Source organism: Streptomyces sp. FIT100, assembly GCF_024584805.1.
In the GTDB taxonomy this organism is placed as follows: domain Bacteria; phylum Actinomycetota; class Actinomycetes; order Streptomycetales; family Streptomycetaceae; genus Streptomyces.
Genome location: NZ_CP075715.1, coordinates 6,283,966 through 6,301,863, shown reverse-complemented (window position 1 = coordinate 6,301,863; position 17,898 = coordinate 6,283,966). Strand labels below are relative to the sequence as shown.

The window sequence follows — 17,898 nt, the reverse complement described above, 5'->3', positions numbered from 1 at the left end:
GCGACGCTGAACAGCAGAACCGCCCGTGCAGGTGCTCACGGGCGGAAGGGACTTCGGAACCACGACAGCTGGCAACAACGCTACACGGGCACCACCTCGGCCACCACGGAAACGACCACCGCAGTACGCGAAGGTCTCGCCCCCGGCCGGGCAGGAAATTCGACCACCGCGTGCGGCCGCTTGCCCCGATCGGTCCGGGGTGTCACCGCCGGTGGCCAGAGAACAAGTCCTTATCGCGGGCCTGGAGGTCAGCATCGCCTCAGCGAACGGAGAGCCGGCCGCGATGAACGCCTCACCAAACGGCACGGCGGTCCACCTCGGCATGCCTGACTTCGGGCCCGCCGCTGGCCGTCACAGTTGACGCGCTTGCTTCAGCGCCGCGAGACCGAATGGGCACCTTCACCGAACGGACAGAGCCGTTCTTGGGGTTGCCGGAGCTTCATAGGGCCGTGTCCCTCGGCTCACTCGGGAGGTGCGCGAGTACCCGACTCGCGTTCCAGCAGGGAACTAGTGACGGCAGCCGCACGGTCGCGTCCCTCGACCGCGAGGCAGGTGTTTCACGGGCGACTGCCTACCGGGCCAACGAGGCGTTGAACGTCTTCCGGCAGCGCGTCGACGAGCGCTCTGGCGGCCCTGCCGTCCCGTCGACCCTGCGCGAACGCATCCGCGAGCTCCAGGGGGAAACTCCGAGAGGCCCGTCGTGCCCGGCACGAGGAGATCACCGATCTCCGACAGGCCATTGACACACTCGCCCAGCTCGTCCAGGCGCTCACCCACGACATTGAGTGGCTGAGGGCGGAGCTGACCCGGCAAGGCATCACCATCACCACCCTGCCCGCCACTTTCGCACCGTCTCGTGAGTGATCCGATTCTTGACTGAAAACAGGAGTGGCCACACAGCTGCTGTCGGGGCCGCGGTGACCGGACAAGTCGGTGGAGCAGGCTCAGGCACACGCTACGGCCAGACGAGGCACCCCAGTGCAGTCCCATTACTGCCCATTTGTTTCGATCAGCCTCAGACCGTCGGCAACAAGTTTGTGAGGGTCAACCTCTTGGAACTGCCACTCTGTATCACTGGATCCGTCCGTGACATACGCCTTCGAGTACCGACCGGCCGGCGCTGTGACCTCAAAGACGTAACTGTCCGGCTTGTTGCCGTCCTTCCATGTTGCAGGGATTGGAATGGATCGCTTCTTGCCTTGCGAGCTCACAATGAGGCCGGCACGGAAGGTGCACGACTTTCGCGCGCTCTCAAAAGTGAAGACAAACTCTCGTGCGTCTCCCTTGTCGAGCGCAATTTGCCCCTTGAAGGGATCGCCGAGGCTTCCGCTGTCGTCGAAGCTGCGGGCCACAGGCCTTGGCGCATCCAGGCTGAATCCCATCATCACAGGCAGTACCTCTTCGCCTCCATCACCAATGGCAGGCGGCGAGACGACAGTACCCGTCAGCGGTTTCCTGCACTTCACGTCCGTCACTTCGGCCCCGTGGATCAGGACCGTCGTCTTGTGCCGACTCTCGACGGTGATGGAGGTGCCTGTCCTCCCCATGTCGACTACGTTCGCATCCAGCCATTCCCAGATCTCTGGGCCGTTTCCAGGGAACCGCTTGCCGCCGATGGTTGAGTACACCTTTTCGCTTGCGCGCCAATTAGCGCCGAACCATGACGCTCCAGGAGAGGCGAGAAGGGGGATTCCGGCCTCTAGCTTGTCCTCTTCGTTCTTGTCTTCCAGAGCAATGTCAGTCGTGCGGTGACTGTCGTAATAAGCGAGACCAGCCAGGACGGCACCGATCACCGCAATCACTGCTGTGGTGATGCCTAGGGGCTTGGTCCACCGGTCCTTCGGTACCTGCGGCTGCTCAGATGGCTGATGGGGGGAGCTACCGGAGGTCGAGGGAGTCGGGGTGGACGAGGGGGCGGCAGCCTGCGGAGCGGGGCTCTGCGCTGCAGGAACTTGTTGACTCGGGGTTGATGGCGGAGTCCAGCCGTGCGAGTTCCCTGGGGTTGGAGGCTGTCCTGATCCATTGCCCGACATAGGTGATCTCCCGTGCGAGGTCCTAAAGGGCACGCAGCCTAAGGGAGTTCCTCACGATGGGCGTCAGATATCAGCCAGGCTCTGCTCCCTCCTCCTGGGGCTTGCCCTCCTGAGCCGTACACACCCAATCGAGTGAGTCTCTGGAGCGCGTCCGCGAGGGGAAGTGCTGTTGAGACAGGCGACAGCCCGGATATGGGAGTCGAGGAGGACCACCTTGGGGTCCGCGAGCGCTGCGGCCGCCCACGCGGAAAGGTCCCGCACCTTCTGCTGCTGACGCTCCTCCGCGAGCCGTTCGGACTCGGCAGCCTGACGCCGCTGCCGCTCGTCCCACCGGTGCCGGCCCTCCCTCGCACTCGGGCAGCGCTGCGCACTCGCAGCCTTCGCCTCGGCGATCTCCCCGTCGGTCGTGGCCTGCACCGTGCCTGGACGGACAGCAGATCGTGAACAAGACCGGAGCTCAGACGCTGTCCACTCCCGGCGGCAACAAGCCCCGATGGGGCACCTACGGCAGCGAGATCGCAAACGTCGACTCGGCTAACTGGATCAACGCCCTCAGGATGGGCACCACCAGCGGAGACGTCGACTGACATACCCGGCCCGCCCGTTCGCATCGCAGACAGACGTGGATCCCCTCGTACGTCCAGTGGTATGCCGGAGTTGCTCGCCGTGTGACGCTGGGCGCTGTGCGCCGCGCTGACGTGAGGACCTGGCCTGCGTCCGGCTGGACCCCATCGCGGAAGGGCGATGGCCAACATCGATGCACGGCATGCACAGCATGCGTGGCGCCATCGACGCCACGTGACGCCACCTTGGCGCCGCCTGGCGCGCCACGGTCCCAAAGTTTTCAACCACGGCACAGTTCACCCACTCAATCGCTCGTGACCTGCACATTCATGGTGTCATCACTGCCGAACCAGGCGCCATTCACTCCCACTCGACCCACCAACCAGCTCGCCGCATACAACCTGGACTACCCATGGCGCCAATCATGTGCCATGATGGCGCCATGGAACTCACCCCGTACGTCGACCGCCTCCGCCGCGAACTCGCGGTGGCCGCCGAAGCCGGCGGTGACGAGGCCCGTGAGCTGGCCGAGAGGCTCACCGCTCCCCTGGACTCGGCCACCCGTCTCACCCTCCTCACCGCGCTCTCGGCGGCGATGAGCGAAGTGACGCGCGAGCTGGCTCCCGGCTCGGTGGACGTACGGCTGCGCGGGGCCGACCCCGAGTTCGTGGTCACCCTGCCACCGGCTCCGGAACACCACGCCCCGCCGCTCGTCGAGGCGGCCGCCCCGCTCGCCCCGCCCCCCGTTCCGGAGGGCGACGACGGCACCTCGGCCCGTATCAACCTGCGTCTGCCGGCCCACCTCAAGGCGCGCGCCGAGGAGGCCGCAAGCCGCGAGGGTCTCTCGGTCAACGCGTGGCTGGTGCGGGCCGTGTCGGCCGCGGTCGGCGGCGGCACCCCGCCGCGCACCACGGAGAAGACCCAGACCATCGGACAGAGCTTCACGGGCTGGGTGCGCTAGCCGCGCCCCCCGCCCGTACCACGTCACCACCCACACCACGTCCCATCAGCGGGGACGCCCCAAGGACTCAAGAGGACGGGACAGCCATGCCTTCTTTCGACACTCCCGAACCGATCTCGGTCACCGCGCACGTGGAGGCCGGTTCCATCCAGTTCACCGCGGGCGACCGCCTCGACACCGTCGTCGAGGTTCAGCCCCGCGACCCGAAGAAGGACCTGGACGTGCGGGCCGCCGACCAGACCGAGGCCACGTACGCGGGCGGCGTACTGACCGTCCGGACGCCCAAGGGCAATCTCTTCGGCCTCGGCCGTACCGGCACCGTCGACCTGACGGTCGAACTGCCCACGGGCTCGCGGATCGACGTGACCGGCGCCTGGGCCCAGGTGCTCGGCGAGGGCCGGCTCGGCGAGGTCAGCGTGAAGACCTCGTCCGGCGACGTCCGCTTCGATGCGACGGGCCCGCTGAAGCTGACCGCGTCGCACGGATCGATCACCGTGGACCGGGTCGAGGGCATGGCCGAGATCACCACCAGTTCCGGCAGCCTGCGTGTCGGCCTCGTCGACGGGCCCGCCGTCCTGAAAAATTCGCACGGCACCACGACCGTCGGCGCCGTGACCGGCGAGCTGCGGGTGAGCGGCGCCAACGGTGACATCGAGATCCGGCGCGCGGAGGACTCGGTCACCGCCACGACCGCCCACGGCACCTTGCGCGTGGGCGAAGTGGCCCGCGGCGCCGTCCAGCTGGAGACCTCCTACGGCGCCATCGAGGTCGGCATCCGTGAGGGCACGGCCGCCTGGCTCGACGTCAGTTCAGGCTCCGGCCAGGTGCGCAACACGCTCACCGCGTCCGAGACCCCGGAGCAGGCGGAGGACACCGTCAAGGTCCGCGCCCGCACCCGGTACGGCAACATCGACATCCGCCGCGCCAAGCCCTGACCGTCCGGGGCGGCCTGCGCCCCACGCCAGCACTCTCCGCACCTTCTCCTTCGCCTTCCACTCCATCAAGGAGCTCTCTGTCATGCCCACAACACAACTCAAGCGCAACACCGGCACTGCCCTGGCCCCCGCCTCCATCCGCGCCACCAACCTCACCAAGTCCTACGGCGAGAAGCAGGTCCTGCGCGGCATCGACCTGGACATCCCGGCCGGCAGCGTCTTCGCCCTGCTCGGCCCCAACGGCGCCGGCAAGACCACCACTGTCGAGATCCTCTCGACACTGATCGCCGCCGATGCCGGGACCGCCCAGTTGGCCGGGTGCGACCTGGACCGCGAGCCCGACGCCGTACGGAAGATCATCGGTGTCACGGGCCAGTTCGCCGCCGTCGACAACCTCCTCAACGCCGAGGAGAACCTGATGCTCATGGCCGACCTGCACCACCTGTCCAAGCGCGAGGGGCGGCGCCGCGCCGCCGAACTCCTCACCCGCTTCGACCTCACCGAGGCCGCGAAGCAGCCGGTCACCACCTACTCCGGTGGCATGCGCCGCAAGCTCGACCTCGCCATGACCCTGGTCGGCGACCCGCGCATCATCTTCCTCGACGAGCCCACCACCGGCCTGGACCCTCGCTCCCGCCGCACCATGTGGGACATCATCCGCTCCCTGGTCGCCGACGACGGTGTGACGATCTTCCTCACCACCCAGTACCTGGAGGAGGCCGACCAGCTGGCCGACCGTATCGCCGTGCTCGACGGCGGAAAGCTGATCGCCGAAGGCACCTCCGAGGAGCTCAAGCGCCTTATCCCCGGCGGCCACATCTCCCTGAAGTTCGCCGACGCGGCCACCCTGGAGCTGGCGGCCACCCACTTCGCCGCCACCGGCCGCGACGACGAGGAACTCACCCTCCAGATCCCCTCGGACGGCACCGTCCCCACCCTCCGCGCCGTCCTGGACATCCTCGACAACGCCGGCCTCACCCCCGAAGCCCTCTCCCAGCACACCCCGGACCTCGACGACGTCTTCCTCACCCTGACCGGCACCGACAAGCAGCAGGAGATCTCCCGATGAGCGCCATCACCTACGCCGCCCGTGACTCCGTCACCATGTTCCGCCGGAACATGAAGCGCGCCGTGCGCTACCCGTCCGTGGCCGTGGTCATCGTCATGATGCCGGTCATCTTCCTCCTCCTCTTCAACTACGCATTCGGCGGCGCACTGGGAGCGGGAATCCAGGGTCCCCAGCTCAAGGGCGACTACATCGACTACATCGCCCCGGGGATCATCCTGATGACCGTCGCCACCGGCTCCATCGGCGCCGCGCTCGGCATCTGCATGGACAAGACGGAAGGCATCGTCAACCGCTTCCGCACCATGGCCATCTCCCGCGCCTCCTTCCTCACCGGCCATGTCCTCAGCAACCTCGTCCTGACCGCCTTCGGCACGGTCGTGGTCGCCGCCGTCGCCATCGCCATCGGGTTCCGCCCCGACGCCACCGCCCTGGAGTGGCTGGCCGCCGCCGGTCTGCTCGGCTTCCTCGCCCTCGCTCTGACCTGGCTCTCCGCCGGCATGGGCCTGGTCGCCAAGACCGTCGAATCCGCCTCCAACATGCCCATGCCGATCACCTTCCTCCCCTTCCTCGGCAGCGCCATCGTCCCCACCGACACCATGCCGTCCTGGATGCGCTGGTTCGCCGACCACCAGCCCTTCACCCCGATCAACGAGACCCTCCGCGGCCTTCTGATGGGCACCGAGATCGGCAACAGCGCGTGGATCTCGCTGGCCTGGTGCGCGGGGCTCACCCTGCTCGGCTACGTCTGGGCGAAGGCCGCCTTCAAGCGAGGCGTCCGCAACTGACCCACTGAGAAACGCGGGCATGTCCCGCGGGCCCGTCCGGAGCCCGCGGGACATGCCCGTATGCAAGCGGCCGTCCAGCTGCCAGTCAGCCTGCGGCGTGCGGCCGATCGCGGCGACGAGATCGGCGGAGTCGCCGGCCGCATGCCACACACCATCAGCCCGACCGCGCCCGGACCGTTGTCCAAACGTGGCGCCTATGCCGCCCCGTTGCAGGTGGCGACAGTGAGCCTGTGGCGCTCCTCGGCGCGGTCCCGATCAGGTTCGTTTGGCTTGGACACGGCGCGCGGTCCCAGGCGCGACGCCCGTTGTATCAGGGGTGCGTCAATACCGCGTCGGGCGGCGCCAGCGGTGCGTCAGGATCGCTCTCCCCGGCATGCTGCGGACTTAGCGTCGTCGTATGGATCGGCCTCTCGCATCGTGCCCGTCAGGGCACCACTCGCCCGCTCCCGGTTCCGCGGTGGCGCACGACACCCGGTGGGCCGGTGACCGTCGGCACGCGCTCGCCTGCGCGGCGCTCCTGTTCGGCCTGCTGCTCGTCGTCGACTCGGGCAACGGCACACTCAGCGGGACGCGCGCCTTCCTGTGGGCGGGCCTCGCGGCGCTGCTTTTCCTGGTCCTTCTGCCGCCCCGGGTGACGGCCGGCCAGGGCTGGCTGGAGACCCGCGGGCTGCTGCGCGCCCGGCGCGTACGGACGGACCGGCTGGTCTACGTGGCCTGGTCCGACGGTGTGGCCCAGCGTCTGGTGCTCAAGGACGCGGACGGAGGTGCGGTCGCGGTCGAGCCGCGGGTTCTGCTCTCGAGTCCCCGCCTCTGGTACGAGCTGTCCGAGGGTGTCCGCCGCTCGGAGGCGGCCGGTTCGCTGCGGCGCGGCTGCCCCGAACTGCACCGGCTGGCCGGTCGGATCGACGCCGAGACGGCGCAAGCGGTCTTCAGGGCCTCCGGACTCGACGACTGAGCTCCTCGTCCTCGGCGCCATGGGACGGCGCCACCGGTCGGGGCAGCGCCGGGCCGGCGGCGGTCGGCAACGTCAGGATCATCGTCAGTCCGCCGCCCGGTGTGTCCTCGGCCGCGAGCGAGCCGCCCATCGCCTCGGCAAAGCCGCGTGCGACAGCGAGACCAAGTCCCACCCCGGCGCCGCGCGGGGCGTCCCCGTACCGCTGGAAGGGCTCGAAAATCCGTTCCTTCGCCTCGTCGGGGACACCCGGCCCGCGATCCACGACACGTACCTCCACGCGGTCGCCGAGCGCACTCGCCGAAACCAGAACGGTCTCCCCGCCGGGGCTGTACTTGACCGCGTTCTCCACAACGTTGGCGACCGACCGTTCCAGCAAGCCGCGGTCGACGGCGACCATCGGCAGTATCTCGGGGATGTCCAGGCTGACGCCGGCCTCCGGGATGCCGACAAGGGCCATCGGCACGACCTCGTCGAGGTCGGTGACGCGGATGAGGGGGACGACGGTGCCGGTCTCCAGCCGGGACATGTCGAGGAGGTTGCCCACGAGCTGGTCGAGTCGGTCCGCGCCCTCCTCGATACCTTCGAGGAGTTCGGCCTGGTCCTCCTCGGACCATTCGACGTCGTCCGAACGCAGCGACGTGACCGCCGCCTTGATGCCCGCCAGTGGTGTGCGCAGATCATGGCTCACGGCGGCCAGCAGCGCCGTACGAATCCGGTTCCCCTCGGCGAGCTTGCGAGCCTCCTCGGCCTCGCCGAGGAGCCGCTGCCGGTCCAGGACCACTGCGGCCTGCGCGGCGAACGCGCCGAGCACCCTCCGGTCCTCCGCCGGCAGCACCCTTCCCGAGAGGGCGAGTGCGAGGTGATCGCCGACCGGCATGTCGACGTCCGCGTCCTCCGGACGCTCCGCCGGGACCGGCCCCACGCTGGCCGCGCACGTCCACGGATCGACGTCGCTCACACGCTCCAGCACGGCCACCGATTCCATCGCGAACGTCTCGCGCACCCGCTCCAGTAGAGCCTCCAGGCTCGTCTCACCACGCAGCACGTTCCCCGCGAGGAACGACAGGATCTCCGACTCGGCGCGCAGCCGGGCGGCCTGATGGGTGCGGCGGGCGGCCTGGTCGACCACAGAGGCGACGGAGACCGCGACCGAGACGAAAATGACGATCGCGACGATGTTCTTCGGTTCCGCGACCGCGAACTGGTGCAGCGGCGGGGTGAAGTAGTAGTTCAGCAGCAGCGAACCGAAGGCCGCGGAGGCGAGCGCCGGAACCAGACCGCCGAGGAGAGCCGCAGCCACCGTCAGCGCCAGGAACAGCAGCATGTCGTTGGCGATGCCGAGGTCAGCGTCGACGTTCGTGAGCAGCAGCGTCAGCAGTGCCGGTCCAAGGACTGCGGCGATCCAGCCCCAGATGATCCGGGAGCGCCCGAGGCGGGCGCCGTGGGGGACAGGCAGCCCTCGGCCCTTGGCGACCTCCTCGTGCGTGACGATGTGCACGTCGAGGTCCGGCCCGGACTCGATGGCGACGGTGGCGCTGACACCTGGACCGAAGATGTACTGCCAGGGCTTGCGCCGGCTCGCCCCGAGAATGATCTGGGTGGCGTTCACACCACGCGCGAACTCCAGCAGGGCCTGCGGGATGTCGTCACCGATCACTTGGTGGAAGGTGCCGCCGACGTCCTCGACAAGCGTGCGCTGGACCGCGAGTTCCTTGGGCGAGGCAGCGGTGAGGCCGTCGCTTCGCGAGATGTAGACGGCCAGCACCTCACCGCCCGCGCCCTTCTCGGCGAGCCGGGCCGCGCGGCGGATCAGGGTACGGCCCTCGGGACCGCCGGTGAGGCCGACGACGATGCGCTCGCGGGAACCCCAGATCTTCGAGACCTGATGCTCCGTCCGATACTCCTGGAGGTACGCGTCGACACGGTCGGCGACCCACAGCAGCGCCAGCTCGCGCAACGCCGTCAGGTTGCCGGGACGGAAGTAGTTCGACAGGGCCGCGTCGACCTTGTCCGCCTTGTAGATGTTGCCGTGGGCCATACGACGCCGGAGCGCCTGGGGCGACATGTCGACCAGCTCGATCTGGTCGGCTCGGCGGATCACCTCGTCCGGAACGGTCTCCCGCTGCCGTACGCCCGTTATCGACTCGACGATGTCGCCGAGCGATTCGAGATGCTGGATGTTGACCGTCGAGATGACGTCGATGCCTGCGGCCAGCAGCTCCTCGACGTCCTGCCACCGCTTGGCGTTGCGTGAACCGGGCACGTTCGTGTGCGCCAACTCGTCGACCAGCGCGACCTTCGGGCTGCGCGCCAGGACGGCGTCGACGTCCATCTCGGCGAAGACCGTGTCCCGATAGGACATCTCGCGACAAGGGACCTGCTCCAGACCGTGCAGCATCACCTCGGTGCGCGGGCGCTCGTGGTGCTCTACGAACGCCACGGCACAGTCGGTGCCCCGCTCGATCCGACGATGAGCCTCGGAGAGCATGGCATAGGTCTTGCCAACGCCCGGTGCTGCTCCGAGGTAGATGCGTAGTTTGCCGCGTCCCATGGTTTCGATTCTGTACGTCGAGCGGGTGCTCGAGTGGGCAGGAGAACACCGAGAGCCGGTCTCGTGCGCCGAGACGGTACGTCATTCCCCGAATCGGTAGCCCATACCCGGCTCGGTGATGAGATGGCGGGGGCGTGGCGGTTCCGCCTCCGGATTACGGCGCAGCTGCACCATACAGACGCGCAGGTAGTCGGTCCGGTTGCCGGCGAAGTGGCCCCGCACTTCCTCCAACGGCCGGCGCCGGCTGATGAGGCGTCCGGGGTTGCGGATCAGCAGTTCCAGCAGATGCCATGGGGCCGGTGTGAGGCGAACATCGGTGCCGTCGCGACGCTGCACCTTCTTCGCCACGCGGTCCGCCGTGAACTCGTCCGTGGTCATGACTCGTGGGTCGCCCGGCGTGGTCACGGAACTCTCCGCCCGGTGCTCACGGCGGCCCGCAGCCTGGCCGGTAGTGCGTCCGACCAGCCCATCACACGCCTTCTCCGCTCTGCGTGTCACGGCCGCTCGGCAGGTGCGCGCCGACGGTCTCGGCGAAGGGCAGGGACAGGACCATGGTCAGGCCGCCTCCCGGTGTGTCCTCCGGGGCGAGTGTTCCGGCCATGGCCTCGGTCAGGCCGCGCGCCAGCGCGAGGCCGAGGCCGATGCCGGTGGTGTTGTCGGTGTCGCCGAAGCGCTGGAACGGCTCGAAGATCCGGTCCCGGTCGGTGGGTGGAAGGCCGGGGCCGCGGTCCACGACGCGCAGTTCGACCCGGCCGGCCAGCGCACTCGCGGTGATCAGCACCGGCTGGTCGGGGGGCGAGTACCGGACGGCGTTGCTCACCAGGTTCGCGATCACCCGCTCCAGCAACGGCGGGTCCGCGAGCACGGGTGGTACCTCCTCCAGGTCCCGGATCACGGGCCGCGGCACGTGCGAGGGCACCGATTCCAGGGCTGCGGGCAGGACCTCCTCCAGTGGGGTGGCCCGCAGATCCAGGGTCAGGGCGCCTGCCTGGAGCCTGCTCATGTCCAGCAGGTTGTCGATCAGACGGCTCAGCCGTGCCATGGACTCGTCGGCGGTGGCGAGCAGTTCGTCGCGTTCGGCGGTCGTGAAGTCCACGTCGGGGCTGCGCAGGGAGCCGACGGCCGCCCAGCCGGCGGCGAGCGGGGTGCGCAGGTCGTGGCTGACCGCCGCGAGCAGCGCGGTCCGCATCCGGTCGGCCGCCCGGACCGGCTCGACCTCGGCGGCGGCCTCGGCGAGCCGGGCCCGTTCGGCGGCGGCGGTGACGTGGGCGGCGAAGGCCGCCAGCACGCGGCGCTCGGAAGCGGGGAGCGTACGTCCCCGCAGGACGAGGTGGAGGCCGTCGCCCACGGTGACCTGGGTGGCGGCCGGGTCGTCCACCGGTTGCTCGACGAGCTCCGCGGAGTCGACGGCGAAGGTCTCCCGGGTACGGGTCAGGAGCGCATCCACCGTGTGGTCGCCGCGGACGACGGAGCCGGCGAGCGACGACAGCGTCTCGGCCTCCGCGGTGGCGCGTGCGGCGCGTCTCGACAGCCGCAGGGAGCGGTCCACGACGCCGGCCACGACGCCCGCGACGAGGACGAACACCCCCAGCGCCAGCATGTTGTCCGGGTCGCTGAAGGTGAATGCCCCGGCGGGCGGGATGAACCAGTAGTTGAGCATCAGGGATGCGGTCACCGCGGCGACCAGCGCGGAGGCGACTCCCCCGATGCATGCGACGCCCACGACCGTCACCAGGAACAGCAGTGCCTCGCTGGTCAGGTTGAGGGTGCCCCGGGCGCGGTCCAGCAGCAGGGTGAGCAGCACGGGCAGGAGCAGGCCCGCCACCGGTCCCGCCACGAGCCGGGAGGCCGGCAGGGTGCGGCGCCGGGAGGGCAGCAGCCGGCCGCGGCCCGCCCGCTCGTGCGTGACCATGTGGACGTCGATGTCGTCGGAGAGTGCGACGGTCGTGTCGCCGATGCCGCGACCGGTGAGGAAGCGTTCCAGCCGGCCGCGCCGACTGGTGCCGAGGACGAGCTGGGTGGCGTTCTCGGCGCGGGCGAACTCCACGAGCGCTGTGGGTACGTCGTCGCCGATGACCGAGTGGTAGCTGCCGCCCAGGCTCTCGACGAGCCGTCGCTGGCGGCCGAGGGCCGCGGCCGAGCTGCCCCCTGCCAGACCGTCGCTGCGCGCCACATGCACGGCGAGCAGTTCGCCCCGTGCGGACCGCGCGGCGATCCGGGCGGCCCGGCGGATCAGCGTCTCGCCCTCCGGACCGCCGGTCAGTGCCACGGCGACGCGTTCGCGGGTTTCCCAGACGCCGCCTATCCCGTGCTCCGAACGGTACTTCTGGAGCGCCTCGTCGACCCGGTCGGCCACCCACAGGAGCGCGAGTTCGCGCAACGCGGTGAGGTTGCCCGCCCGGAAGTAGTTGGCGAGCGCGGCGTCGACCTTCTCGGGCGGGTAGATGTTGCCGTGGGCCATCCGCCGCCGCAGGGCTTCGGGGGGCATGTCCACGAGCTCGATCTGGTGTGCGCGGCGTACGACGTCGTCGGGGACGGTCTCGTGCTGCGGGACCCTCGTGATCTTCTCGACGACGTCCTTGAAGGACTCCAGGTGCTGGACGTTGACGGCGGTGACCACGTCGATGCCTGCGGCGAGCAGTTCCTCCACGTCCTGCCAGCGTTTGGCGTTGCGGCAGCCCGGTACGTTCGAGTGGGCGAGTTCGTCGACGAGCGCCACCTCGGGACGCCGCCGGAGCACGGCGTCCAGGTCGAGCTCGGGGTACGTTCGGCCGCGGTACTCGATCCGGGCCCGCTCCACGGCCTCCAGGCCGTCGAGCTTCGCCTCGGTCAGCGGACGGCCGTGACACTCCACGTATCCCGCCACCACGTCGGTGCCCCGCGCGGCCCTGCGCCTGCCCTCGTCGAGCATCCGGTAGGTCTTGCCGACGCCGGGGGCGGCACCGAGGAAGACCTTGAGCCGTCCCGGGCGGGTCGGCGGCCGCGATGCGCCGCCCGGCGGTTCGTCGAGCTTCAGAACTTCTCCGGGTTGATGAGGGCGGCCACGAGACAGCCGAGCAGACAGACGGCGACGATGAGTCCGACCACGTTCTCCACACTCATCAGCGATCAACTCCCCTTTCCCGAACGCACCCTTGGCTGGCCTTCGTGGCACCACGAAAACCCCTGGCGGGCCGTGCGCACAGCCACCTTGACGGCACCCTGGCGCCGATTCCCCGGATGCTGACGCTGTCTTGACGAGCCCCATACGGATAGGCTGACGACGGCGTGCCGGGAAGTCTGGTCGGCGTGGTGGGTCGTCCGGCCCTCACTCGTGAACCGGGGGGCGGCATGCGAAGCGTCGGCACGGTCCTTTTCCTTGTGGTTCTGGCCACCGCAGTGGCGGCAGGGGCCCGCCGCTGGCGCATACCCGCCCCCTCGCTGCTGGTCGTCGTCGGCCTCGCCGTCGCCCTGGTACCGGGCGTTCCGGAGATCCGGATCAGCCCGGAGGCCATCGGTCTCCTCGTCCTCCCACCGCTGCTGTACGCGAGCGCCGAGGAATTGTCGTGGAGAGAGCTGCGGGCGGTGTGGAAGCCGGTCGGCGTCCTCGCGGTGGGCTTGGTGCTGGCGTCGGCGGCGGCGGTCGGCGCGGTGGCCGCCGCGCTCACACCGCTGTCCTGGCAGATGGCCCTCGTCCTCGGCACCGTGCTGGCGAGTACCGACCCCGTGGCCGTGACCGCGCTCGGGCGCCGGCTCGCGCTGCCACCGCGGGTCCAGGTCCTGGTGCAGGCCGAGAGCCTGTTCAACGACGCCACGTCACTGGTGTTGTTCCGGATCGCGGTGGGCGTGGCCGTGACCGCGTCGGCCGTGTCCTGGGGTTCGACGGGCGGCAAGTTCGCGGTGCTGGCCGGTGGCGGCACGTTCATCGGCGGGGCCCTGGCACTGGCGGTGGGAGCGATCCGGCGGCGTACCGAGGACCCCGTCCTGGAGACGGTGATCGCGCTGGTGACCCCGTACGCCGCCTACGTACTGGCCGAGTCGGCGCACACCTCGGGCGTCACCTCCGTGGTCGTCGCCGGTGTCGTCCTGGGCGGGCGCGGGAACCGGCTCACCAACGCCCGGATACGCCTTCAGCTGCATGCCGTCTACGGCACTGTGGTGTTCCTGCTCGAGAGTGTCGTCTTCAGCCTGATCGGCCTCGCTCTGCCGGGGCTCATCGACGAGCTGCCCGAGGGGTACGGGATGTGGCCGCTGCATGCGCTGGCCGTGGCCTCGACCCTCGTCGCCGTACGCATGCTGTGGGTGTTTCCCCTCTCGGCCGTCGTCCAGCGCGAGGGCAACGGGCGCCTCTCTTCCCGGCGGTTGCCCTCCTGGCGGGTGCCGGTGGTGCTGACCTGGGCTGGGACCCGCGGTGTCGTCCCGCTGGCGGCCGCGCTGTCCATCCCGGTCGCCACCGGCAACGGCGCGGTGCTCGACGAGCGTCCGCTGGTGCTGGTACTCGCCACATCGGTCGTGGTCGTCACGCTGATCGCGCAGGGCTTCACCCTCGCGCCACTGGTACGCCGCTCCGGCATCGCCCTCGAACCCGCCCACACCGAACGGGAGGAAGCCGAGGCCCGGTGCAGCCTGGCCGAAGCGGGACTGCGACGCGTGGACGAGCTCGTCGAGCTCGAAGCCGTACCGGATGTGGTGCTGGACCGGATGCGGCGCGCCCTCCAGGCGCGGCGCGCTCACGCCCGTGACCGGCTCAGTGACGCGGACCCCACCGAGTCGGCCGACCACGTGTACCGCCAGCTGCGCCGCGATCTGCTCCTGGTCGAGGCCGCCGAGCTACAGCGCCTGTATGACGAGCACCGCATCAGCGACACCACGCGCAGACGACTCCAGCGCTCACTGGACCTGGAGGACGCGCGGCTCACCGACGCGTAGCGCTGTGACCGCATGGGTTCGCCAGGTCGGTGACACACCCCGACGGGCGCGGTCATCGTCGCGATCAGAAGCCCTGGGGCCCCGGCTGCGGAGAGCCGTCAGGGTGTCGCAGAGACCGGCACGAGGGGCCCTTCCCGGCCCCGGCCGCCCTCGTGGCCGTGGGCCGGGAGGGCCCTCGGGTCGAACGACCGGCTGTATCGCGACTGCACCGTTCCGGGCCCCCGCTTCCGGGGTGTGCGTATGTGCGGCGGTGATGGTCACGCGCCCTCCAGCGTCACGCCAGGGAGGGTCGTTCGTCCCCTCGCGCCGATCAGTCTGTGGCTGGAAACCGCTGCCAGGGACGGCTCTTGATGTTTCTCTGACGTTGCTTCAGGGCGCTTTGACGGGGCCTTGACGATGAGTGCGGCACCGCTGTCAGAAGTCCGTCAATTACGTCGGTTTGCGGCGCTGCGGCGTCGGGAGCACGGCTACATTTCGTAAGGCCGCTCAGGGCCGTGGACGTCAGTGGCATGACCGTCCCGGGCCGCGAGGGCACGCGTGGCCCGTTCCCTTCGCGCCGCCGTGCCCTCGCGTCGCAAGCACCGCTGCCCGACCCACGTACCCCTTGCCGGTGCCGGGACGTCCCGGCACCGGCAAGGCTCCAAGGCTCTGCGGTCCCCTGTCTGCACTCCCCCCACCACCGCCGCCACCCGAGCGGCCGGGCTCACCAGAAGGTCTCCGCGATGCTGCCCGATGCGCCCCGGCAGGCGCCCACGATCCCGAGGACTCCCGACCTGGCCGCCCCGGCCGACCCGGCCCGCCCGGCGCCCGGTCGCCGCCCGAGCCGAAGGCGTTCGGGCCACGGCGGGCTCTTCGATCCCGTACAACTGCTGAAGTCGTTCCCCGAGGCATTGCGCAAGCTGCACCCACGGGCCCTGGTCAGGAATCCGGTGCTGCTCGTCGTGGCCGTCGGATCGCTGCTCACGACACTTTCCGCGCTGCTCAACCCGTCGGTCTTCACCTGGGTGGTCAGCGTCTGGCTGTGGCTGACGGTGGTCTTCGCGAATCTGGCGGAGGCGGTCGCGGAGGGCCGAGGGAAGGCGCAGGCCGAGTCGCTGCGCCGGGCGCGTACGGACACGGTCGCGCTGCGGCTGCGTCACTGGCGGTACGGCACCGACCTGGACCGGGCCGAGACCGAGGCCGTCGCCGCCACCGATCTGAACCTCTTCGACTTCGTCCTGGTCGAGGCGGGCGAGCTGATCCCCGTCGACGGCGACGTCGTCGACGGCATCGCGGCCGTCGACGAATCCGCCGTCACCGGTGAATCGGCCCCGGTCATCAGGGAGTCCGGCGGCGACAGGTCCGGGGTGACGGGCGGCACGACGGTGCTGTCCGACCGGATCGTCGTACGCGTCACCTCGCGTCCCGGGCACTCGTTCCTGGACCGGATGATCGCCCTCGTCGAAGGAGCGTCCCGCCGGAAGACCCCCAACGAGATCGCCCTCAGCATCCTCCTCGCCGCCCTCACCGCCGTCTTCCTGCTGGTGGTCGTCACGCTCCAGCCGATGGCCGGTCACGCGGGCGCCGCGCAGTCCACGACCGTACTCGTCGCGCTGCTCGTCACGCTGATCCCGACGACGATCGGCGCGCTGCTGTCGGCGATCGGCATCGCGGGCATGGACCGCCTCGTCCAGCGCAATGTGCTGGCCATGTCGGGCCGTGCCGTCGAGGCCGCCGGCGACATCGACACCCTGCTGCTCGACAAGACCGGCACCATCACCCTCGGCAACCGCGAGGCAGCCGGTTTCGTACCGCTGCCCGGGGTCGACGAGCTGACGCTCGCGGACGCCGCGCAGCTGTCGTCGCTCGCCGACGAAACACCGGAGGGCCGCTCCGTGGTCGTCCTCGCGAAGGAGGGGTACGGGCTGCGCGCTCCCGCCGAAGGGGAACTGGCGAACGCCCGGTTCGTGGAGTTCAGCGCACAGACCCGGATGAGCGGTATCGATCTGCGCTGGAGCAACGGGGCCGCCTGCCACATCCGCAAGGGCGCGGCCGCGCAGGTGATCGCATGGGTGGAGCGGTACGGCGGGGCCGTACCGGGCGAGGCCCGCGACTGGTCCGACGGCATCTCCGCCGAAGGCGGTACGCCGCTGCTCGTGGCCGTGCACGACTGGGACGGCCCCCGGGTCCTCGGGATCATCCACCTCAAGGACGTCGTCAAGGACGGCATCCACGAGCGCTTCGCCCAGTTGCGCCGCATGGGCATCCGTACGGTGATGATCACCGGCGACAACACGCTGACCGCCAGGGCCATCGCAATCGAGGCGGGCGTCGACGACTTCCTCGCGGAGGCCACACCCGAGGACAAACTCGCCCTGATCAAGCGGGAGCAGGCCGGCGGCAAGCTCGTCGCGATGACGGGCGACGGTACGAACGACGCCCCGGCGCTGGCCCAGGCGGATGTCGGCGTGGCGATGAACACCGGCACCTCGGCCGCCAAGGAGGCCGGGAACATGGTGGACCTCGACTCCAACCCGACCAAGCTCATCGAGATCGTCGAGATCGGCAAGCAGCTCCTCATCACCCGAGGCGCGCTGACCACCTTCTCCATCACGAACGACGTGGCGAAGTACTTCGCGATCATCCCCGCGATGTTCACCGGCGCCTACCCGGGGCTGGAGGCACTCAACGTCATGGGCCTGCACAGCCCGACCTCGGCGATCACTTCGGCCATCATCTTCAACGCCCTGATCATCGTGGCGCTGATTCCGCTGGCGCTGCGCGGTGTGCGCTACACCCCGGCCTCGGCCCACGACCTGCTGCGGCGCAATCTCGCGGTGTACGGACTGGGCGGCCTGGTCCTGCCCTTCGTCGGCATCAAGCTCATCGACCTCGTGATCTCGACGATTCCAGGGCTGGGAGGCTGATCCGCACGGCCGTCAGAAGGGCGTCAGAGGGCGTCAGAAGGGCGTCAGGGAAAGGCTCCAGAGCTTGGACGGGCGATCCGGTCCGGGTTCGATGGGCGTTGTGAACAGCGAGTGGCTCCTTCTCGACCGGCCGCCGAATCCGGCGCCCCGTCGCGTGCCCCGCTGCCCGGAAACGCCCGCCTGAAGACCCGCTGAGCCTCGACTCGCGCTGACGCGTTTTCCGTAGTCCTC

General features: G+C 69.7%; 13 protein-coding genes. 8 read left to right on the top strand and 5 right to left on the bottom strand.

Annotated elements, in window-relative coordinates; translation table 11 throughout:
• Nucleotides 1-989: 989 nt before the first annotated feature.
• Complete coding sequence (locus tag KK483_RS28340; protein WP_262008046.1) at nt 990-1,802, bottom strand: hypothetical protein; 813 nt, start codon at nt 1,800-1,802, stop codon at nt 990-992.
• 671 nt (nt 1,803-2,473) lie between these two features.
• On the opposite strand from KK483_RS28340, the gene KK483_RS28335 reads away from it, so the two are divergent.
• The 6 genes from KK483_RS28335 to KK483_RS28310 all read left to right on the top strand — a co-directional run bounded on the left by KK483_RS28335 (nt 2,474) and on the right by KK483_RS28310 (nt 7,302).
• On the top strand, nt 2,474-2,620 hold the full coding sequence (locus KK483_RS28335; RefSeq protein WP_262008045.1) for a hypothetical protein: 147 nt from the start codon (nt 2,474-2,476) through the stop codon (nt 2,618-2,620).
• 419 nt (nt 2,621-3,039) lie between these two features.
• Complete coding sequence (locus tag KK483_RS28330) at nt 3,040-3,558, top strand: toxin-antitoxin system HicB family antitoxin (RefSeq protein ID WP_262008044.1); 519 nt, start codon at nt 3,040-3,042, stop codon at nt 3,556-3,558.
• A gap of 86 nt (nt 3,559-3,644) precedes the next feature.
• A complete protein-coding gene (locus KK483_RS28325; RefSeq protein ID WP_262008043.1) occupies nt 3,645-4,493 on the top strand; it encodes a DUF4097 domain-containing protein in 849 nt (282 codons plus the stop codon).
• Nucleotides 4,494-4,575: 82 nt separating this feature from the next.
• Entirely contained in the window at nt 4,576-5,562 is a 987-nt protein-coding gene (locus tag KK483_RS28320) for an ATP-binding cassette domain-containing protein (protein ID WP_262008042.1), read from the top strand.
• Complete coding sequence (locus tag KK483_RS28315) at nt 5,559-6,347, top strand: ABC transporter permease (RefSeq protein ID WP_262008041.1); 789 nt, start codon at nt 5,559-5,561, stop codon at nt 6,345-6,347. The genes KK483_RS28320 and KK483_RS28315 overlap by 4 nt, the downstream gene beginning before the upstream one ends.
• 397 nt (nt 6,348-6,744) lie before the next feature.
• On the top strand, nt 6,745-7,302 hold the full coding sequence (locus tag KK483_RS28310; protein WP_262008040.1) for a hypothetical protein: 558 nt from the start codon (nt 6,745-6,747) through the stop codon (nt 7,300-7,302).
• Here KK483_RS28310 and KK483_RS28305 read toward each other — a convergent pair.
• The 4 genes from KK483_RS28305 to kdpF all read right to left on the bottom strand — a co-directional run bounded on the left by KK483_RS28305 (nt 7,277) and on the right by kdpF (nt 12,955).
• Nucleotides 7,277-9,853, bottom strand: coding sequence for a sensor histidine kinase KdpD (locus KK483_RS28305; protein ID WP_262008039.1), 2,577 nt, complete (start codon nt 9,851-9,853; stop codon nt 7,277-7,279). The two genes, KK483_RS28310 and KK483_RS28305, sit on opposite strands and share 26 nt — an antisense overlap.
• A gap of 81 nt (nt 9,854-9,934) precedes the next feature.
• Nucleotides 9,935-10,231: a winged helix-turn-helix domain-containing protein gene (locus tag KK483_RS28300; protein ID WP_399015161.1), complete on the bottom strand. Its 297-nt coding sequence runs from the start codon at nt 10,229-10,231 to the stop codon at nt 9,935-9,937.
• Between the two features lie 91 nt (nt 10,232-10,322).
• Nucleotides 10,323-12,869, bottom strand: coding sequence for an ATP-binding protein (locus KK483_RS28295; protein ID WP_262009717.1), 2,547 nt, complete (start codon nt 12,867-12,869; stop codon nt 10,323-10,325).
• Nucleotides 12,866-12,955, bottom strand: coding sequence for a K(+)-transporting ATPase subunit F (gene kdpF / locus KK483_RS28290; protein ID WP_262009716.1), 90 nt, complete (start codon nt 12,953-12,955; stop codon nt 12,866-12,868). Before kdpF ends, KK483_RS28295 begins: the two co-directional genes overlap by 4 nt.
• A gap of 228 nt (nt 12,956-13,183) precedes the next feature.
• Between kdpF and KK483_RS28285 the strand changes: the two genes are divergently transcribed.
• Both KK483_RS28285 and kdpB read left to right on the top strand, forming a co-directional pair.
• On the top strand, nt 13,184-14,761 hold the full coding sequence (locus KK483_RS28285; RefSeq protein ID WP_262008038.1) for a Na+/H+ antiporter: 1,578 nt from the start codon (nt 13,184-13,186) through the stop codon (nt 14,759-14,761).
• Between the two features lie 722 nt (nt 14,762-15,483).
• Nucleotides 15,484-17,667: a potassium-transporting ATPase subunit KdpB gene (kdpB, locus tag KK483_RS28280; protein WP_262008037.1), complete on the top strand. Its 2,184-nt coding sequence runs from the start codon at nt 15,484-15,486 to the stop codon at nt 17,665-17,667.
• Nucleotides 17,668-17,898 lie beyond the last annotated feature (231 nt).

Bases quoted from the DNA above. Each gene is read 5' to 3' on its own strand.
- KK483_RS28330 (WP_262008044.1), top strand. From the start codon at position 3,040: ATGGAACTCACCCCGTACGTCGACCGCCTCCGCCGCGAACTCGCGGTG.
- KK483_RS28325 (WP_262008043.1), top strand. From the start codon at position 3,645: ATGCCTTCTTTCGACACTCCCGAACCGATCTCGGTCACCGCGCACGTG.
- KK483_RS28320 (WP_262008042.1), top strand. From the start codon at position 4,576: ATGCCCACAACACAACTCAAGCGCAACACCGGCACTGCCCTGGCCCCC.
- KK483_RS28315 (WP_262008041.1), top strand. From the start codon at position 5,559: ATGAGCGCCATCACCTACGCCGCCCGTGACTCCGTCACCATGTTCCGC.
- KK483_RS28310 (WP_262008040.1), top strand. From the start codon at position 6,745: ATGGATCGGCCTCTCGCATCGTGCCCGTCAGGGCACCACTCGCCCGCT.
- KK483_RS28305 (WP_262008039.1), bottom strand. From the start codon at position 9,853: ATGGGACGCGGCAAACTACGCATCTACCTCGGAGCAGCACCGGGCGTT.
- KK483_RS28300 (WP_399015161.1), bottom strand. From the start codon at position 10,231: ATGACCACGGACGAGTTCACGGCGGACCGCGTGGCGAAGAAGGTGCAG.
- kdpF (WP_262009716.1), bottom strand. From the start codon at position 12,955: ATGAGTGTGGAGAACGTGGTCGGACTCATCGTCGCCGTCTGTCTGCTC.
- KK483_RS28285 (WP_262008038.1), top strand. From the start codon at position 13,184: ATGCGAAGCGTCGGCACGGTCCTTTTCCTTGTGGTTCTGGCCACCGCA.
- kdpB (WP_262008037.1), top strand. From the start codon at position 15,484: ATGCTGCCCGATGCGCCCCGGCAGGCGCCCACGATCCCGAGGACTCCC.